Below are 16,186 nucleotides of genomic sequence, written 5' to 3'. Positions count from 1 at the left end.
GGAGTGATTCGGGACTTTTCTTTATAAATAATTTTCTGTTTCATTTCTGTAATTTTACTAATCGTTTTATGACCAGCTTAAAAAAACATATTCTTAGCACTTTCGAATTAGCATACCCCATAATAATCGGTCAACTCGGAATAATTATGATGGGAGTTGTTGATAGCTTAATGGTAGGACATCTTAGTGCTGCTCATCTGGCTGCTGCATCCCTCGGAAATAGTCTGGCATTTATTTTAATGATTATTGGAATAGGTGTTTCACTTGCAGTGACACCATTAGTTGCAATTGCTGTTGGTGCAAATAAGTATGATGAGTGCGGAATTTATTTTCGTCAGTCACTTTTAGTGAATAGCACCTTGTCAATATTTTTAGCATTTGCAATTTTTTTTGCTGCAGGATTGATAGAATATTTTGATCAGCCGCCTGAAGTTCAAATTCTTGCGAAATCCTATATGAGAATAATTGGATTTAGCACATTACCTTTGATGGTTTTTCAAACATATAAACAGTTCATCGAAGGCTTTTCAATCATGAAACCAGCGATGATTATTGCAATTCTCGCTAATCTAATAAACGCATTCGTGAACTGGATATTAATATTTGGTGAACTGGGATTTCCTCGATTGGAACTCAATGGAGCTGGTTGGGCAACATTTGCTTCAAGATTATTTATGGCTATTTGCATAATGATCTATGTGATGAAAAGTAAATTATTCAGGCAATATAATGTTTCATTTCATTTTAAAAATTTTAACAGACATATAATTAAAAAAATTCTTTCACTCGGCTTGCCAAGCGGATTCCAGTATTTCTTTGAAATTGGAGCATTCTCATTTGCAGTAGTTATGGTTGGTTGGCTCGGAACTAAACAATTAGCAGCACATCAGATTGCTATAAATCTTGCATCAATTTCTTTCATGGCTGTACTTGGAATTTCTGTAGCAGGCTCTATCAGAGTTGGAAACGCTGTTGGTATGAAAGATATTTTCGAAACACGAAGAGCTGGATTTACTGCGTCATTACTCGGAGCTTTTGTCATGTTTATATCAGGCGTGATTTTTATTTTATTCCGAAATCATTTACCAACGCTCTATGTTCAGGATGATCAGGTGATTAACTATGCTTCATCTTTATTAATTATTGCAGCGCTGTTTCAATTATCCGATGGAACTCAAGCAGTTGGAATTGGAATTCTTCGCGGTTTAACTGATGTTAAAATTCCAACTGCAATTACATTCATTGCTTATTGGATTGTAGGATTACCAATAGGATATCTGTTGGGATTTACTTTTGATTTGGGTGTTCAGGGAGTTTGGATTGGACTTCTTTTAGGATTAACAACTTCAGCGATTTTGCTTACAATTCGATTCAATTCCAGAAGTAAGCATATTATTACAGTTTAATCTGTATAAATCTTTGTAATAAATTTCTTATCAATCTCCTCAAAATAAATATTTGCGACAGAGAGATTGCTAAACTTTTTATTGAAAACCTCTTTCGGATTTTCTTTCTTTGGTTTGAATTCTTTTGTTGTTGAAAATTTTGATCGGGCAGTAACTACATAAAAAGGTTTCTTGTATTCTTTGCAAAGTAAAGCAAGAGATTTGCTTCCTGCTTTGTTGACAATATTTCCATTTTTCAAAATCGAATCTGCGCCGATAATTGCCGCATCAACACGATCATAAAGTAAACTCATCATAGCATCAGTAATTAATTCGACTTGAATTCCTGCTTTAGCTAAAGATTCAGCCATTAATCTACCTTCATATTTTGGTCTCGATTCACAGACAATCACTTTAATCTTCTTATTCTTTTTGTGCCACACTTTTAAAACTTCCAAAACCGTTCCGCTTCTTGATAAAGTCATAACAGTATCCATATTTTTAATTTCAGGATAAAGCCCTGCAAAAATTATTTCAACTCTTTCTTTCTGAGCTGATGAATAATTTTTTAAGAAGTATGATAAGCTTATTTCATTATTCTGTTCGATTGATAATCGCTTTAAGTAATTATTCACATCTGCGAAGTGACCGAGTTTTAACTTTGCTGATTGAATACTCAGTTCAAATTCTGATTTATTTTTATAGATGGATAAAAAGTAATCGTTTAACAATCGAACTAGTTCTGAAGATCCCAGTAGTTTATTAGTTAAGATTTGGTTAAGCTGAATTGATTTAGTTGTCGTCTTCTTCAATGTTATTAATCACCAGTCTTTTCAAACTAAAATTCTTGAAAGATTTTTTAGGAGATGGGTTATTCGAACTCATAACATTAAATAATTCCTCCTTCGATTGAAAATCTTTCAAATAAAATATTCTAACTTTATTCCGGTTTTTAGTCAGCCAGTTCAATGATATCTTCATCTTTTCAAGATCTTCCTCTGTTGGATTTGTATCTATTCTTGAAGTTTGTAAATAATAATCTTCGAGAGCATTTTCAAAACTATCTTTCCCTGATGTTGATTCTTTTTTAATAAAGTATTTTCCTTCAAGTAAAAGGATGAAATCCTTGTTCATCCCTTCAGAGACTTCAAATAAAACATTCGCTTTATTAATCGGTTCAGAAAGAAGAGAAGATTTGTGGGTTTGAGTAAGCATTAAATCGATTACAAATTTTGTCTCAGCAGCTTTTTCATATTTTTCTTTGGCAGCGTATTCTTTCATCTTGTTCAACATACGATTAAGTGCAGATTGGTTGCCGCCTGAAAGAAATTCATAGACTTTTTTAAGTTCGTCAGAATAATCCTGATTAATATTTTTTACACAAGGTGCTGTGCATCTTTCAATATCAGCCAGAAAACATTTCTTTCCTTTCTTAAATTCTTTATCGTCACATTCGCGTAATGAAAATGTTTTGTTGATTATATCAAGAACAATTTCGGCTTTTCGTCTGGATATAAATAATCCGAAATAATCATCGCCATCAAAATCAAATTTAGTTGTTATTTCTGCTTTCGGATACCTATGAGTTTTTGTTATCCTGATAAAATATTTATTGCCATACTTTTTTAATTGACGGTTGTGCTTTGGATTAATTAGTTTAATACTTTCCGATTCAAGCAGCAGTGCAGTAAGTTCAGAGTTTGTTATCTCGGTTTTAATTTTTACTGCCTGTCTGACAATTGTTTTTTGCTTGCTGATGGTTGTCGGTGAAAAGTAACTTCTGACTCTATCTTTTAGTGACTTCGCTTTGCCGATATAAATCACTTCATTTTTTTTATTCAGGAAATAATAAACGCCAGGAACATCTGGTAGTGAATAAAGTGAGTCGTGAATATCTTTTGGTAATTTGATGATTTGGTTAATAGCAACCGATGACGATTCAAATTCTAACAACTGCTGAAGTGATTTAATCTTTTTATCTTTTGATAATATTTTTATCAGTTTGACAAGAATATTTGCTGTGGCTTCAGCATCTGACAATGCGCGGTGAGCATCTTTATTTATTATCTTCAGATGTTGTGATACTGATGCGAGAGATTTGCTTTTAAGTTCTGGAAATATTTTTCTTGATAATTTTAATGTGCAGACATTGAGATTACTCAGTGGTTCAAATCCATTTCTTATAAATTCATAACGCAAAAATCCCTCATCAAAACTTAAATTGTGTCCACTAATAATTGAGTCCCCAATAAACTCCTCGATTTCTTCGATTATATCATAAAAGCATGGCGAATATTCAACATCACTATTTGCAATACCTGTAAACTGAGTTATGAAATATGGAATATTACAACCTGGATTTATAAGTGTTGAAAACTTATCGATGATTTTCAGGTCTTTTATTTTAACAATTCCAATTTCGATTACGCGATTGTTTCTTGCAGAAAGACCAGTTGTTTCAACATCCAGAACGCTGAATTCTGCGTCTTTAAGTAATGTTGATGGAAATTCTGATGTAATCATATTTGAAATTTATTTGATTGCAATATTATGATTATTGTTTTCTTTTAAATAGATTGTAATACCATCCGTCTAAGACTTCAATCGGATAAAATACATAATCGCGGTGAAACTCTTCTGATTCCCATATCTCTCTGACAGAAACAAACTGAGTTGAACGTCGATGAGGTTTCTCAAGAGGTTTTCTCGTTAAGTAGTCTGTCAGTTGAATGTATTCTGGTTTTCTGGATAAAATATATCTACCATCGCCTTTAGTATGTCCCGGTGTCCATTTGCGGACAGCATCTGGAGAAAATATTTCGTGAGCTATAACCGGATCAACAAGTCCAACCATATCAATCACATTTATCTTAGAGAAATATCCGATAGCACCAATTGGAACAGCAGCAATGTAATCATTTTGCGATGCAATTTTATTCAAAGTTTTTCCCATAATTATAAAACCATGCTGCCAATAAATGATGTCTGTTGTGGCTGATTGATCGTAAACTACCAGAATTTCTTTTTCACCATCAACTAAATTTTTAATTCCACCAAATGTTTCCTGGTAAACAGGTTTGAAAATGAGAAGTACAGTAATAATTAAGAACAATATTATCACTGTATTTGCCGGTTTCAACTTAACATATTTTAACGACATAAGTAAAAACCTATCAAAGACAGGGGGGAAGAGAACAAAAAGTAAAGGAAGAACAGGAATTACAAATCTTCCATAATAAAAATGATCACCACCGATAAATATTGTTGTTATAAGTGAAATGATTCCTATGCTGAATAAAAATAATGTCTGCTTTGTAATCATATCTATTTTGAAGAAAAGAAAAATTAAAAAGATTGGGATCCAGCCAAAACCGTAAAATGATCTAAAGGCTTCAATGATATACAGAAACCCTCCAACAATTTGCTGAAAACCGCCACCAGTTTTAGCATAAAATGTATTAGGCAGAAAATATCCAAAATAAATCCAGCGCCAGATAAAATATGTTCCAAAGATTAATGCGAATCCAGTTACAAACAAAACTGTATTGTAAGAAATTTTAATTTTAAATGTTGATTTATCCTTTTTGACTAAATAATAAAATGCAGCAATAAAAAACAAAACCGCTTCGAATCGAATCACACAAAGAAGCCCAAATAATATTCCCTTTAAAAAGATATTCAAATTTTTGTCAGATAACGTGAGGAAATAATACAAAGTCATCACAAGAAACATTGAATAAAATGATGTTTCCATTCCTGCCGCTGACCAAAAGAGATAAGCAGGCGAAATTGTTAAAATAATTAATGAGAAAATGATTGAGTATTTTTTTGAGAGGATTTTATCATACAGATGAACGTAAATTAAAAATACATAGTAAAGCGTCAGTGCTGCAGTCAATATTCCTAAAATGATTGCAAATGATTCCAGATCAATTGATAGATACTTAGCTGTGATAAGAACAACCAAATAAAGGAAAGAGGTATAACCTTCCACAGGTGCTTCGTGGATATTCCAGACGAAGCCATAACCATTAACAATGTTTTCTGCATATCTTAAAAAAATGTAAGCATCGTCAAGTATTGTCGTGTATAGATAATTTAAGCGAAAAGAATTTAAGACAGCAAAGTATGCAACCAGTGAGATGAAAATTATTATTTTTGTTTTAGTCATCTTAATTTTGAATAACAATAGTTGAAATATAAAAATTAGAAGGATAAGTTTAACTGGATTGAAATTAACTGCTTGATTAGAATTTGATAATCGTACGCAAACGGATTCATTACCACAGACATATCGGAGCGGTAAATAATTTCAGGATAAACCTTTTTGCTAATAGAACCATCTCTGAATAATTTCGACAATTATAACTATATTTTGCACTAAAAATTAACTCTTATATGCCCACAATAAATATTCTTTTCATTGGAGATATCGTTGGGAAACCAGGGATGGATCTTGTCCAAACCTGGCTACCAGGATTAATTCAGAAATACAAGGCAGATTTTGTAATTGCTAACGGAGAAAATGCTTCCGAAGGAAAAGGCTGTACTGACAAAGAAGGCAACCAGCTTTTTGAACTTGGAGTTCACGTATTAACCGGAGGAAATCATACGTGGGACAAACATCAATCTCAGGATTATCTTCGAAGAGAATCAAGAGCTTTACGACCGTTAAACTATCCGAAAGGCACTTATGGGAATGGTTATTACATTGCTGAGACTAAAAAAGGAAAAGTTGCTGTTCTCAATCTTCAGGGAAGAACTTTTATGGCTCCAATTGATTGTCCTTTCCGTTCTGCTGATTGGGTCTTACCAAAAATTGAAAATGAAACTAAAGTTATCATTGTTGACTTTCACGCTGAGGCAACTGCAGAGAAAATTGCAATGTCTCATTATCTTGATGGAAGAGTCAGTGCATTGATTGGGACTCATACTCACATCCAAACTTCGGATGAACGAATAATGCCAAAAGGAACTGGTTACATTACTGACGCAGGAATGTCTGGTCCCTATGAGTCGGTAGTTGGTATGAAAGTTCAGGCTGCAGTGAACAGGTTTTTATACCAAACTCCCCAAAAATATGAAGCAGCGACTAATGATGTTCATCTCTGCGGCGTATTTTTAAAAGTAGATTCTGATTCAGGAAAAACAACACTTATAGAAAGAATTTTGTTTCCTGATTTTGTTAAAAGTATTCAAAACTAAATTATTCTCAGTGGCTCTCTGAGGTTCTTTGTGTTCTCCGTGTCACCAAAAAATAGTTACACAGAGTTCACTGAGAAGACACAGAGAACCTCAGAAACAAATTAGATTGAAGTATGATAATCATTGATGGAAAAAAAATAGCTCAGGAAATAAGAGCTGAATTAAAAACTGAAATAGACAAACTAATATCAGCAGGGAAGAATGTTCCCGGATTGGTTGCTATTCTTGTTGGTGATAATCCTGCTTCTGAAAGCTATGTGAGAGGAAAAGCGAAAGCTTGTGAAGAAATTGGAATGCGGGCTGTTACTGAAAGACATCCATCTGATATTACTGAAAAAACTCTTCTTGATTTAATAGACTCATATAACAATAATGATAAATTCAATGGAATTCTTGTTCAGCTTCCATTGCCGAAACATATAGATGAAGATAAAGTTATTGAAACCATCTCACCTAAAAAAGATGTTGATGGATTTCATCCAATCAATGTTGGAAATTTAGTAATTGGCAAACCTGCATTTCGTTCCTGCACACCAGCCGGTATTCAGGAATTGCTTATCAGATACAAAATTGAAACGAAAGGAAAGCATGTTGTTGTTCTTGGTAGGAGTAATATTGTTGGTAAACCAATCGCAAATATTATGCTTCAAAAAAAAGAATTTGCAAATTCTATTGTTACGATTTGTCATTCTGCTGCACCCGATGTTTCATATTACACAAAGCAAGCAGATATTTTAATTGCAGCCATTGGTTCTCCTAAATTTGTAAAAGGAAGCATGGTTAAAGAAGGTGTTGTAGTGATTGATGTTGGAATTAATCGTCTTGAAGATAAAGCAGCACAAAAAGGTTATCGGCTTGTCGGTGATGTTGATTTTGATGAAGTATCAAAAAAAGCATCATACATAACTCCGGTACCTGGTGGAGTTGGTCCGATGACGATTGCTATGTTATTGAAAAATACTTTTGAAGCATACTCAAAGTTGAATCAATAGGTTTTGAGGTCGCAAATTGAGATCTTAGAATTAAAAGTTTGATGCTCCAAATTAGTACCTCAACATAAATTGATATCACAGGTTGTGATCTCAAAAAACGTAGTCGCAAATTGCGACCACAAATAAAAAATATTATATGAAAAATAGATCAGAAAAAGCCGAAATAATCCCTAGCGAACGAATTGAAAGAAAGATCTATTCGATCAGGAATCAGAAAGTAATGTTGAGTACTCATTTAGCAGCATTATATGAAGTCGAAGTAAAAGTTTTGAATCAAGCTGTAAAAAGAAATATAGACCGTTTTCCCAGAGATTTTATGTTTCAATTATCGAAGAAAGAATTCGAAAACTTGAAGTCACAAATTGTGACCACAAGTTGGGGAGGCGCACGAAGATCACAACCTTACGCATTTACCGAACAAGGTGTAGCTATGCTTTCATCTGTTCTTAAAAGCAAGAAGGCAATAAAAGTAAACATTCAAATTATGCGTGCATTCGTTAAATTGAGAGAAATAATTTCCACTCACAAAGAGCTTGCTCAAAAATTAAAAGAACTTGAACTAAAAATCGATTCACACGATACACAGATTCAAGCTATATTTGATGTAATTAATCAACTTATAATTCCACCGGATCCAACAAAAAGAAAAATGGGAATTACAATAAATGAATAACAAGAGCCACAAAATTTCCGATGAAGATGTTTCTCAGGAATTTCTTGAGAAAGTCCTTAAAGATTATTACTGTTACGGAGATTCCTGCAAAGGATGGGAAACAAATGTTATTACTCAACCGCAAACTGTAAAAAATATTGTTGATGTTGGTGCTTCAAGAATCGCAGCGGGAAAGGGAGTTGGCAATTCTATAAAAGATAAAAACATTGCATCAAAGATTGATCATACAATGCTTAAACCAGATGCTACTCCACAAGAAATTACAGAACTATGTGAAGAAGCAAAAAAATATCACTTTGCGTCAGTCTGTATAAATCCAGGTTATGTTTCTCTCTGCGCTTCATTGTTAAAGGGAAGTGAAGTACGAATTTGTACCGTTGTCGGATTCCCGCTTGGTGCAACAACCGCAGAAGTAAAAAAATTTGAAACAGAGCAAGCTATAAAAAATGGTGCAACAGAAATTGATATGGTTATAAATGTTGGAAGGCTGAAAGCTGGTGATAATAGTTATGTGGAGAATGATGTGAACGAAGTTGTTATGACAGCTAAAAGTAAAGGCGCTTTAGTGAAAGTTATTATTGAAGCAGCATTACTTACTGATGAGGAAAAAGTTAAAGCGTGTTTGATTTGTAAAAAAGCCGGAGCCGATTTCGTAAAAACATCCACAGGTTTTAGCAAAGGCGGTGCAACTGTTGGCGATGTTGCCTTGATGAAATATGTTGTTGGAAGTTCAATTGGTGTTAAAGCTGCAGGGGGTATCAGGTCGAAAGAAGATGCTGAAGCGATGATTGCTTCCGGTGCAGATAGAATCGGTGCGAGTGCAAGTGTGAAAATTGTATCTGGCGAAAAAAGCGAATCGAATTATTAATGGTAGATTAAAGTGGTTCTTGATATTATAGTTATAAAAACTTTTGACGGCTTTACTGCTGAAGTTCCTTCTTTAACAGGATGCGAAAGCTGGGCTCACGATGAAGAAACAGTTCTGACTAAAATTTTAGATCTGGCTGCTTTCTATCTTAAAACTGATGTTAAGAAATTGAAGGTTGATAAAGCAAGAAAAATTAAAGATCATTCAGTTTATAAATTAGTTTTCAATCAAAGTGTCTGATTCATATTTCAGAACTGAAAAACGAATTGAAAAAATAAAATGGGTGTTATCAAAACGCCAGCCATCTCTCCGTGTTGTATTAGAAAATATTCACGATCCTCATAACGTAAGTGCAATCTTCAGAACCTGCGATGCTGCAGGAGTACCCAAAGTTTCATTAGTGTATAATGTAGAGAAGTTTCCGAAGATTGGTAAAAAATCTTCTGCTTCAGCTTATAAATGGATTGAACGCGAGAAATATAAATCTATTGAAGATTGTTATTCACAGCTTCGGGAAGAAAAATTTGTTATTTATGCTTCATCTCTTAATTCCGATTCGAAAAGTCTTTACGATCTTGATTTTACAAAAAAGACAGCCATTGTTTTTGGGAATGAACACAGAGGTCTCTCAAATGAAGCCGAGAAGCTTGCTGATGAACGATTTTTTATTCCAATGTACGGTATGGTTCAGAGCCTGAATGTATCTGTCTCTGCTGCAATTTGTATCTATGAAGCATTGAGGCAAAGGTTAATCAGGAAAAAGTATGACAAAAGTGAATTGAGTACGAAAGAATTAAAAAATCTGCTCGATGAGTGGTCAAAGAAATAATTTTACTTGAATGATTCAGTCCTTTAATAAAATAACTAAGGTAAAAGGTACATTAACATTCAAAGGTGATAAATCTATATCACACCGGGCATTATTAATTTCTTCGTTAGCAAAAGGAAAATCGATCATAAAAAATCTTTCAGAAAGTGATGATGTTAAATCAACTATAAAATGTTTAATTGATCTGGGAATTCAAGTTGAATATAAAAACGGTATTCATTCAATCACCGGAAAGGGTTATAAAGGGTTCCATGCATCACAAAAATCTCTCGATGCAGGAAATTCGGGAACGACTGCAAGATTATTAACAGGAATTCTATCCGCACAAAATTTTGAATCTGAAATAATCGGAGATAAATCTCTTTCTACAAGACCGATGAATAGAATTATTGAGCCATTAACTCAAATGGGAACTAATCTGAATAGCAATAATGGGAAACTTCCGATAAAAATTTCTTCATCAAATAATTTTCGCGCAATAAATTATTTTTTACCGGTTCCAAGTGCGCAGGTAAAAAGTTCAATACTTCTTGCCGGATTACATCTTGATGAACAATCATCCGTGGTTGAAACAACTGCTGCACGAAATCATACAGAAAATTTGTTGGGATTATCAGTCGAGAGAGACGGTACTAAAATTAAATCTTTTGTCTCAAGAAAAAATTATCCGGATGCCAAAGAATATTTTATTCCGGGTGATGTTTCATCTGCAATGTTTTTTATAGTGCTTGCTTTAATTGTAAGAGATTCTGAATTGATAATTAAAGATATTTCATTAAATCCAACCCGAACTGAATGTTTAAATATTCTAAAACAAATGGGTGGAAGAATTCAAATCGACCTGAAAGGTGTTTCGAACAATGAAGTCTTTGGTGATGTAATTGTTAAATCAAGCAGACTTTCGAATATAATAATCAGGAAAGAAATTATTCCACTAATAATTGACGAAATACCGATTCTGGCAATAGCCGGAATTTTTGCCGATGGAAATTATGAACTTCGGGGTGCTTCTGAGTTGAGAGTAAAAGAGTCGGACAGAATTAAAGCTATTTGTAAAAATCTTTTGAAAATTGGATTGACAATTGATGAGCACGAGGACGGTTTTAGTGTTATTGGACTACCAAAAAATATTGCTCAAACATTTGAAAGTTTTTACGATCACCGGATTGCGATGGCTTTTGCAATTTTGTCATCCTTACTTGATAGTGGTGGAAATGTGGATAAATTTGAATGTGTGTCAGTTTCCAATCCCGGATTTTTAAATCAACTTCGTGCTGTTTCCAGCTAAAATCTGATTACCTGGTGTTCGAACTTATTTATCTGTAATTCATCAAAAATTCTTTTTAAAAATTCATCACCGTATTTATTAACAAAGTAAACAAAGTTGATTTCACGTTCCTGTAAATTTGAATTCGGGAAAAGATGAACGGCTGCACGATCAATTTGCCGCAATGTAACTTCATATTTTTTCTGCTGAGCTTTTTCGGCTTTTGATTTAAGTTCGGCTATAGTTCCTAATATTTTATCTCTGTACCTGTTACTTGAATCTGCAATTGTTTTATCAAGATCAAATAGTTTTTCTTTGAGTTGATCGAATGAGTTTTCCAGTTGATTTGAAATATCGCTGAACATTTCATCCACTGAACTTTGTTCAACCGAGTTGATTATTCTTTTCTTAACATTTTCAACATCAACAAAAACATCATTTATTCCGATTGAAAATTTATCAAGAGAACCGGCAATTGAATTTTCCAGTATAGTTAGTGATGACCTTGGGTAAATAATAGGCTCGACTATATTGTATAACTCATACAATGGTTTTAGCTGAGCGAAATATGCAATTTCACTGGGTCCGGCAATGTAAAATGCTGTTGGTAATAAATAATCCTGGCAAATTGGTCTGAGTAAAACATTCGGACTGAATTTATCAGGTTCATTTTCCAGAACTTCAAGCAACTGTTCCTGTGTATAGCTTTTTCTTTTTCTTCTTAACCTGAATTCATTCTCAACAGGTTCAATTGAATGACGACCTTCATCGACTCTCAGAAACAAATTTACAGGTTTGACTTTTACCTGTGCATGATATAATTCTTCAAGAGTTGCGCTAACGTGTACCAATTGTTCTGTGTGAATTCTGAAATCTGTTATCTCTTTTTTGAATATTGGTTTGAGTAGTTGTTTTACTTCATCCGTCTGCGGATCAAAAATTACGAGACCATAATTGTCAAAATAATTGAAGATAAGATCCCTGAAAGCGGCTTTAAAATGTTCTGCCTTCCTGGAAACAATTTTTTAATTGTTGGAGAAGCGATGATTTAAATTCAGTTTCTTTGAGTTCCTTTTCCAGAGCAGTGAAAAAGTCATTAATGGAATTATCTAACTTTATTAATCCGACACTCTGTTTTAAATCATCTTCTTCAATTTCTTCTTTATAACCAACAGTTACTAACGAATTATTATCATCAATAATTTTAATTGTCCTTACTTCATTGAAGTCATGATCATCTCCTTCGAGCCAAAAAACCGGAACGAAGTTATAATCATCATATCTTTCTGAGAGAAATTGGCTCAGCTTTATCGCTGTTATTATTTTGTAAAATGTGTAGAGCGGTCCGCCTAAAATTCCAAGCTGCTGACCGGTTACAATCGCGAGTGTTTTTTTATCAGCCAGTTTCTTAATGTTTTGGGCAGTTTTACCAGAGGGATTCAGATTTGCGTATTGATTCGAAATAATATCAGGAATTCTGGAAGCGAAATCTTGTCTGCTCTCAGAAATGCTTCTGAATATTTTCAGATAGTTCTCCCTGTTTCGAAAGTCGTTGGCAAAAAAGTCTGCAACGTTTTCAAACTCGTACAGGTAATCAAGAAAAAGATTTTGATGACCCGGTATATCGCTAAAGTTTATAAACATTTATCCCTCAGTGAATGAATTGGTGAGTTTGTCGCTCGAAAGATAATGTTTTAACAGCTATTTAAAAAAGGGAATTCTTTCAGGTTAGAAATCAAATGATTATTTTTTGATTGAAGTTTAACAAATTAGTTTGTGTTGTTGGAAATAAATCTAATCAAATATTTTACTATTAAAAGAGCAGTCAACTCAATTAAAATAATTAGTTCTTTTTATCTTTCCAGAATGTTACGAAAGCCAATTGTGTGGGGAATGCCAATATCGTACTCAATTGAACCAACAAATCATTGTAATCTTAAGTGTCCCGAATGTCCTTCTGGTTTAGGAGCTTTGACCCGTCCATTAGGTTTATTGAAGTCAGAGGATTTTAAAAAATTAGTTGATGAAATAAGTAAGACTGGGTTTTATATTCAGCTATTCTTTCAGGGGGAACCATATATAAATAAAAATCTGCCTGAGATGATTAGCTATGCTCAGTCGAAAAAAGTATATGTATCAATTAGTACCAACGGTCATTTTGTAAATGCTAAAAATGTTGATCAAGTTCTTGATAACGCACCTGATAAACTTATTTTCTCAGTTGATGGACTTGATGAGGAAAGTTATCAAAAGTATCGTATCGGTGGCACTTTTGAACAAGCTGATTCAGGATTGAGAGCTTTGATAAATCGAAAGATAGAACGTGGATTTAAAAAACCTTTTGTCGAATTTCAATTTATTGTGATGAAACAGAATGAACATCAATTGGGTGAGGTTAAAAAATATTGCAAAGAGGTCGGTGTCGATAAACTCGTATTTAAAACAATGCAAATCTCTTCTTATGAAAATGCTCTTAAGTTTCTTCCGACAAATAAAAAATTCAGAAGATATGCGCTTGATGATCAATCATTCAGGATTAAGAATGAAATTAAGAACCATTGCTTTGCTTTATGGAGAACATCCGTAATTACCTGGGATGGAAGAGTTGTTCCCTGCTGCTTTGATAAAGATGCTGAGAATGAAATCGGACTGGTTAACGGGAAATCATTTTCTGAAATATGGAGATCAGCAAAGTATTATAATTTCAGAAAAAAAATACTTGATGATAGGAAATCGGAATCCATGTGCACTAACTGTACAGAAGGTCTGAAAGTTAATATATTTGAGATAGAGCAATAGAAAAACTTTATGGAAAAGGATTTAACAGAAATACAAAAATACCGTCTGATTAATAAAATAACTGTAGTAATTGCAGCGAAGTTAATTATTGCCGCAGGATTACTGATCTTTCTCATTAACTTTATTGATTACGATCAAATTATATCAGCAATAAACGAAGCTAACTTGTTAATGATCGGCTTAGTTTTGATTCTTGGAGTCGTTAATATCGGTCTTCAGTACATTAAATGGAGAATTACCTGCAATGAAGTGCTTGAAGTGAAAGATAATTCTAAAATATTCAGATCACTTTTCTTTGGATTCTCTGCCGGTATTATTACTCCGTTAAGAATTGGTGAATATTTTGGAAGAGGAATTGAATTTAGAGATAAGTCACTTGTGCAGGTAACAGTTGCAACATTGGTTGATAAATTTTTTCCTTTGTTGATGGTAGCTTCGATTGGATCAGTGTCGAGTTTGCTGTTTATTTATTATTATCATAATGTATCCATCTATTTAGTTCTTTCACTCTTTGTATTAATTTTTTCGTTTTTCTATTTACTTCTAATGCTTTTAGTGAGTAACCGTTTTTGGAATAGTTTACTATTTAGCAGACTGAATACTTCTTCGCGTGTAAGATCATTTCTGGATAAGTTAAAAATTTTCGAAAACCTTGATAAAAGGTATTTCTACAAAATGATTGTTATTTCCTTCTTATTTTATTCATGTTTCTTGATTCAGTATGCGCTGCTTGCTATGGCTTTCTCAAATCATTTTAATTTCATTAACTACTTGTGGGCAGCTAACCTGATAATGTTTTCAAAGACAATTATACCACCGGTTTCCATTGGTGAACTTGGAATAAGAGAAGGTGTTTCTATTTACTTTTTGACTCAGATGGGTGAAAGTGCTTCTGTTGGTTTCAATGCTTCAATATTTTTATTCATCATCAATCTGTTAATTCCAGCTTTAATTGGCGTTGGAATGTTCCTGAGAAAAAATGAACGTTGAGTATTCATTCTCACTTTATTTACTCGCATTATTTTTAGTCTTATTATTGCACTATCTCTTTTTTCTGCAGCGAATATTCAGAGGACTGGGACAATTAATCTTAAATCAGAACCAAAAAATACCTCGTGAATTTGTATCTGTAATTATTCCATTCCGAAATGAATCCGAAAATATTTTGGCAAGTCTGAAATCAATTGAATCCCAGTTATACCCGATCGAAAAATTTGAAGTCATTTACGTAAATGATTCTTCAGAAGATAACTCAATGGAAATTCTTAAAGAAAATATTAAAAAGATTAATATTAAGATTATTTCAGTGCCAAATGAATATTCGATAAATGCACATAAGAAGCGTGCAGTCAGATTCGGAATTGAAAATGCAAAAGGTGATATTATTGTTACAACTGATGCTGACTGCATTCATAACGAAGAGTGGTTGATATCTTTAATGCAAACCTTCGATTCTGTAACTGGTTTTGTTTCCGGTCCAGTTGAATTTTTGGATGATAAAAGTATATTCTCAAAATTTCAAAAACTTGAATTTGCCGGATTAGTGCTAGCCGGGGCAGGTTTGATTGGATCCGGTCATCCAACTATTTGCAATGCAGCAAATATCGCTTATCGTAAAAAAGTATTTGATGAAGTAGGAGGATTTAAAGATAATATGAACTTGTCTTCCGGTGACGATGAATTGTTGATGCAAAAAATATGGACGGATACTGATTTCAAAGTGAAGTTCTGTATTGATAAAAATGCAATCGTTAGAACTTCTGCTAATCAAAGCCTTGGTGCATTTTATCAACAGCGAAAAAGATGGGCAAGCAAAGGATTATTTTACAGCGATAAAAGCCTCGTATTAAAACTAATTTTAATTTATGCATTTTATCTTGGGTTGATTGCTCAAATAATTCTTGGACTCACATTAAATGAATTATTTTTATTTTCATTTATGTTATCAATTATCTTTAAAATCATTTTTGAATATATGATTTTGTTTAGGGGAAAGAGATTACTGCTTAACAACATTAACCTGAACTATTTAATAATTACAGAAATATTTCAAGTACCTTATATCATCCTCACAGGATTTGTTGGCGCTTTCGGTAACTATTTATGGAAGTCTAGAAAAATCAAACGATAGATTTTAAGCACACAATTGCATCCTCTCCTGTCTATTT

14 protein-coding genes and 1 pseudogene are annotated in these 16,186 nt (G+C 33.3%); 11 read left to right on the top strand and 4 right to left on the bottom strand.

What is annotated here, in order from left to right; all coding sequences use genetic code 11:
• Positions 1-68: 68 nt before the first annotated feature.
• Positions 69-1,406: an MATE family efflux transporter gene (locus tag HND39_16390; GenBank protein ID QKJ97727.1), complete on the top strand. Its 1,338-nt coding sequence runs from the start codon at positions 69-71 to the stop codon at positions 1,404-1,406.
• Here the strand turns inward: HND39_16390 and HND39_16385 are convergent.
• Genes HND39_16385 through HND39_16375 form a run of 3 tightly spaced genes read right to left on the bottom strand, consistent with a single transcriptional unit; the run spans position 1,403 to position 5,556 of the window.
• Complete coding sequence (locus HND39_16385; GenBank protein QKJ97726.1) at positions 1,403-2,197, bottom strand: hypothetical protein; 795 nt, start codon at positions 2,195-2,197, stop codon at positions 1,403-1,405. The two genes, HND39_16390 and HND39_16385, sit on opposite strands and share 4 nt — an antisense overlap.
• Positions 2,178-3,908 carry a GIY-YIG nuclease family protein gene (locus tag HND39_16380; GenBank protein ID QKJ97725.1) on the bottom strand — a complete coding sequence of 577 codons (1,731 nt, stop codon included), beginning with the start codon at positions 3,906-3,908 and terminating at the stop codon, positions 2,178-2,180. The genes HND39_16385 and HND39_16380 overlap by 20 nt, the downstream gene beginning before the upstream one ends.
• Positions 3,909-3,939: 31 nt before the next feature.
• A complete protein-coding gene (locus HND39_16375; protein QKJ97724.1) occupies positions 3,940-5,556 on the bottom strand; it encodes a hypothetical protein in 1,617 nt (538 codons plus the stop codon).
• 227 nt (positions 5,557-5,783) lie between these two features.
• On the opposite strand from HND39_16375, the gene HND39_16370 reads away from it, so the two are divergent.
• The 7 genes from HND39_16370 (at position 5,784) to aroA (ending at position 11,240) form a co-directional block, all read left to right on the top strand.
• Positions 5,784-6,590, top strand: a complete 807-nt coding sequence (locus tag HND39_16370) for a TIGR00282 family metallophosphoesterase (GenBank protein ID QKJ97723.1) — start codon at positions 5,784-5,786, stop codon at positions 6,588-6,590.
• Between the two features lie 113 nt (positions 6,591-6,703).
• Positions 6,704-7,582 carry a bifunctional methylenetetrahydrofolate dehydrogenase/methenyltetrahydrofolate cyclohydrolase FolD gene (gene folD, locus HND39_16365; protein ID QKJ97722.1) on the top strand — a complete coding sequence of 293 codons (879 nt, stop codon included), beginning with the start codon at positions 6,704-6,706 and terminating at the stop codon, positions 7,580-7,582.
• 136 nt (positions 7,583-7,718) lie between these two features.
• A complete protein-coding gene (locus HND39_16360) occupies positions 7,719-8,255 on the top strand; it encodes an ORF6N domain-containing protein (GenBank protein ID QKJ97721.1) in 537 nt (178 codons plus the stop codon).
• Complete coding sequence (deoC, locus tag HND39_16355) at positions 8,248-9,123, top strand: deoxyribose-phosphate aldolase (GenBank protein QKJ97720.1); 876 nt, start codon at positions 8,248-8,250, stop codon at positions 9,121-9,123. Before HND39_16360 ends, deoC begins: the two co-directional genes overlap by 8 nt.
• Before the next feature lie 12 nt (positions 9,124-9,135).
• Entirely contained in the window at positions 9,136-9,363 is a 228-nt protein-coding gene (locus tag HND39_16350; GenBank protein QKJ97719.1) for a hypothetical protein, read from the top strand.
• 34 nt (positions 9,364-9,397) lie between these two features.
• Complete coding sequence (locus HND39_16345) at positions 9,398-9,952, top strand: RNA methyltransferase (GenBank protein QKJ98045.1); 555 nt, start codon at positions 9,398-9,400, stop codon at positions 9,950-9,952.
• Between the two features lie 10 nt (positions 9,953-9,962).
• Entirely contained in the window at positions 9,963-11,240 is a 1,278-nt protein-coding gene (gene aroA, locus HND39_16340; GenBank protein ID QKJ97718.1) for a 3-phosphoshikimate 1-carboxyvinyltransferase, read from the top strand.
• Here aroA and bshC read toward each other — a convergent pair.
• Positions 11,237-12,863 (bottom strand): annotated as a pseudogene (gene bshC, locus HND39_16335) (bacillithiol biosynthesis cysteine-adding enzyme BshC). The gene aroA and the pseudogene bshC sit on opposite strands and share 4 nt — an antisense overlap.
• A 240-nt stretch (positions 12,864-13,103) precedes the next feature.
• Between bshC and HND39_16330 the strand changes: the two are divergent.
• From HND39_16330 to HND39_16320, 3 genes are read left to right on the top strand one after another with little or no spacing between them, the layout of a single operon-like run.
• On the top strand, positions 13,104-14,018 hold the full coding sequence (locus tag HND39_16330) for a radical SAM protein (protein ID QKJ98044.1): 915 nt from the start codon (positions 13,104-13,106) through the stop codon (positions 14,016-14,018).
• 9 nt (positions 14,019-14,027) lie between these two features.
• The gene (locus HND39_16325; protein QKJ97717.1) at positions 14,028-15,008 is read left to right on the top strand and encodes a flippase-like domain-containing protein; all 981 of its coding nucleotides are present in this window, start codon (positions 14,028-14,030) and stop codon (positions 15,006-15,008) included.
• Positions 14,998-16,149: a glycosyltransferase gene (locus tag HND39_16320; protein ID QKJ97716.1), complete on the top strand. Its 1,152-nt coding sequence runs from the start codon at positions 14,998-15,000 to the stop codon at positions 16,147-16,149. The genes HND39_16325 and HND39_16320 overlap by 11 nt, the downstream gene beginning before the upstream one ends.
• Positions 16,150-16,186: the final 37 nt, after the last annotated feature.

The sequence above is a fragment of the Ignavibacteriota bacterium genome (genome assembly GCA_013285405.1).
GTDB lineage: Bacteria > Bacteroidota > Ignavibacteria > Ignavibacteriales > Ignavibacteriaceae > IGN2.
This window is presented reverse-complemented; position numbering and strand designations above follow the sequence as displayed.

Coding starts and splice junctions, on each gene's coding strand:
- HND39_16390 (QKJ97727.1), top strand. CDS start 69: ATGACCAGCTTAAAAAAACATATTCTTAGCACTTTCGAATTAGCATAC.
- HND39_16380 (QKJ97725.1), bottom strand. CDS start 3,908: ATGATTACATCAGAATTTCCATCAACATTACTTAAAGACGCAGAATTC.
- HND39_16375 (QKJ97724.1), bottom strand. CDS start 5,556: ATGACTAAAACAAAAATAATAATTTTCATCTCACTGGTTGCATACTTT.
- HND39_16370 (QKJ97723.1), top strand. CDS start 5,784: ATGCCCACAATAAATATTCTTTTCATTGGAGATATCGTTGGGAAACCA.
- folD (QKJ97722.1), top strand. CDS start 6,704: ATGATAATCATTGATGGAAAAAAAATAGCTCAGGAAATAAGAGCTGAA.
- HND39_16360 (QKJ97721.1), top strand. CDS start 7,719: ATGAAAAATAGATCAGAAAAAGCCGAAATAATCCCTAGCGAACGAATT.
- deoC (QKJ97720.1), top strand. CDS start 8,248: ATGAATAACAAGAGCCACAAAATTTCCGATGAAGATGTTTCTCAGGAA.
- aroA (QKJ97718.1), top strand. CDS start 9,963: ATGATTCAGTCCTTTAATAAAATAACTAAGGTAAAAGGTACATTAACA.
- HND39_16325 (QKJ97717.1), top strand. CDS start 14,028: ATGGAAAAGGATTTAACAGAAATACAAAAATACCGTCTGATTAATAAA.
- HND39_16320 (QKJ97716.1), top strand. CDS start 14,998: ATGAACGTTGAGTATTCATTCTCACTTTATTTACTCGCATTATTTTTA.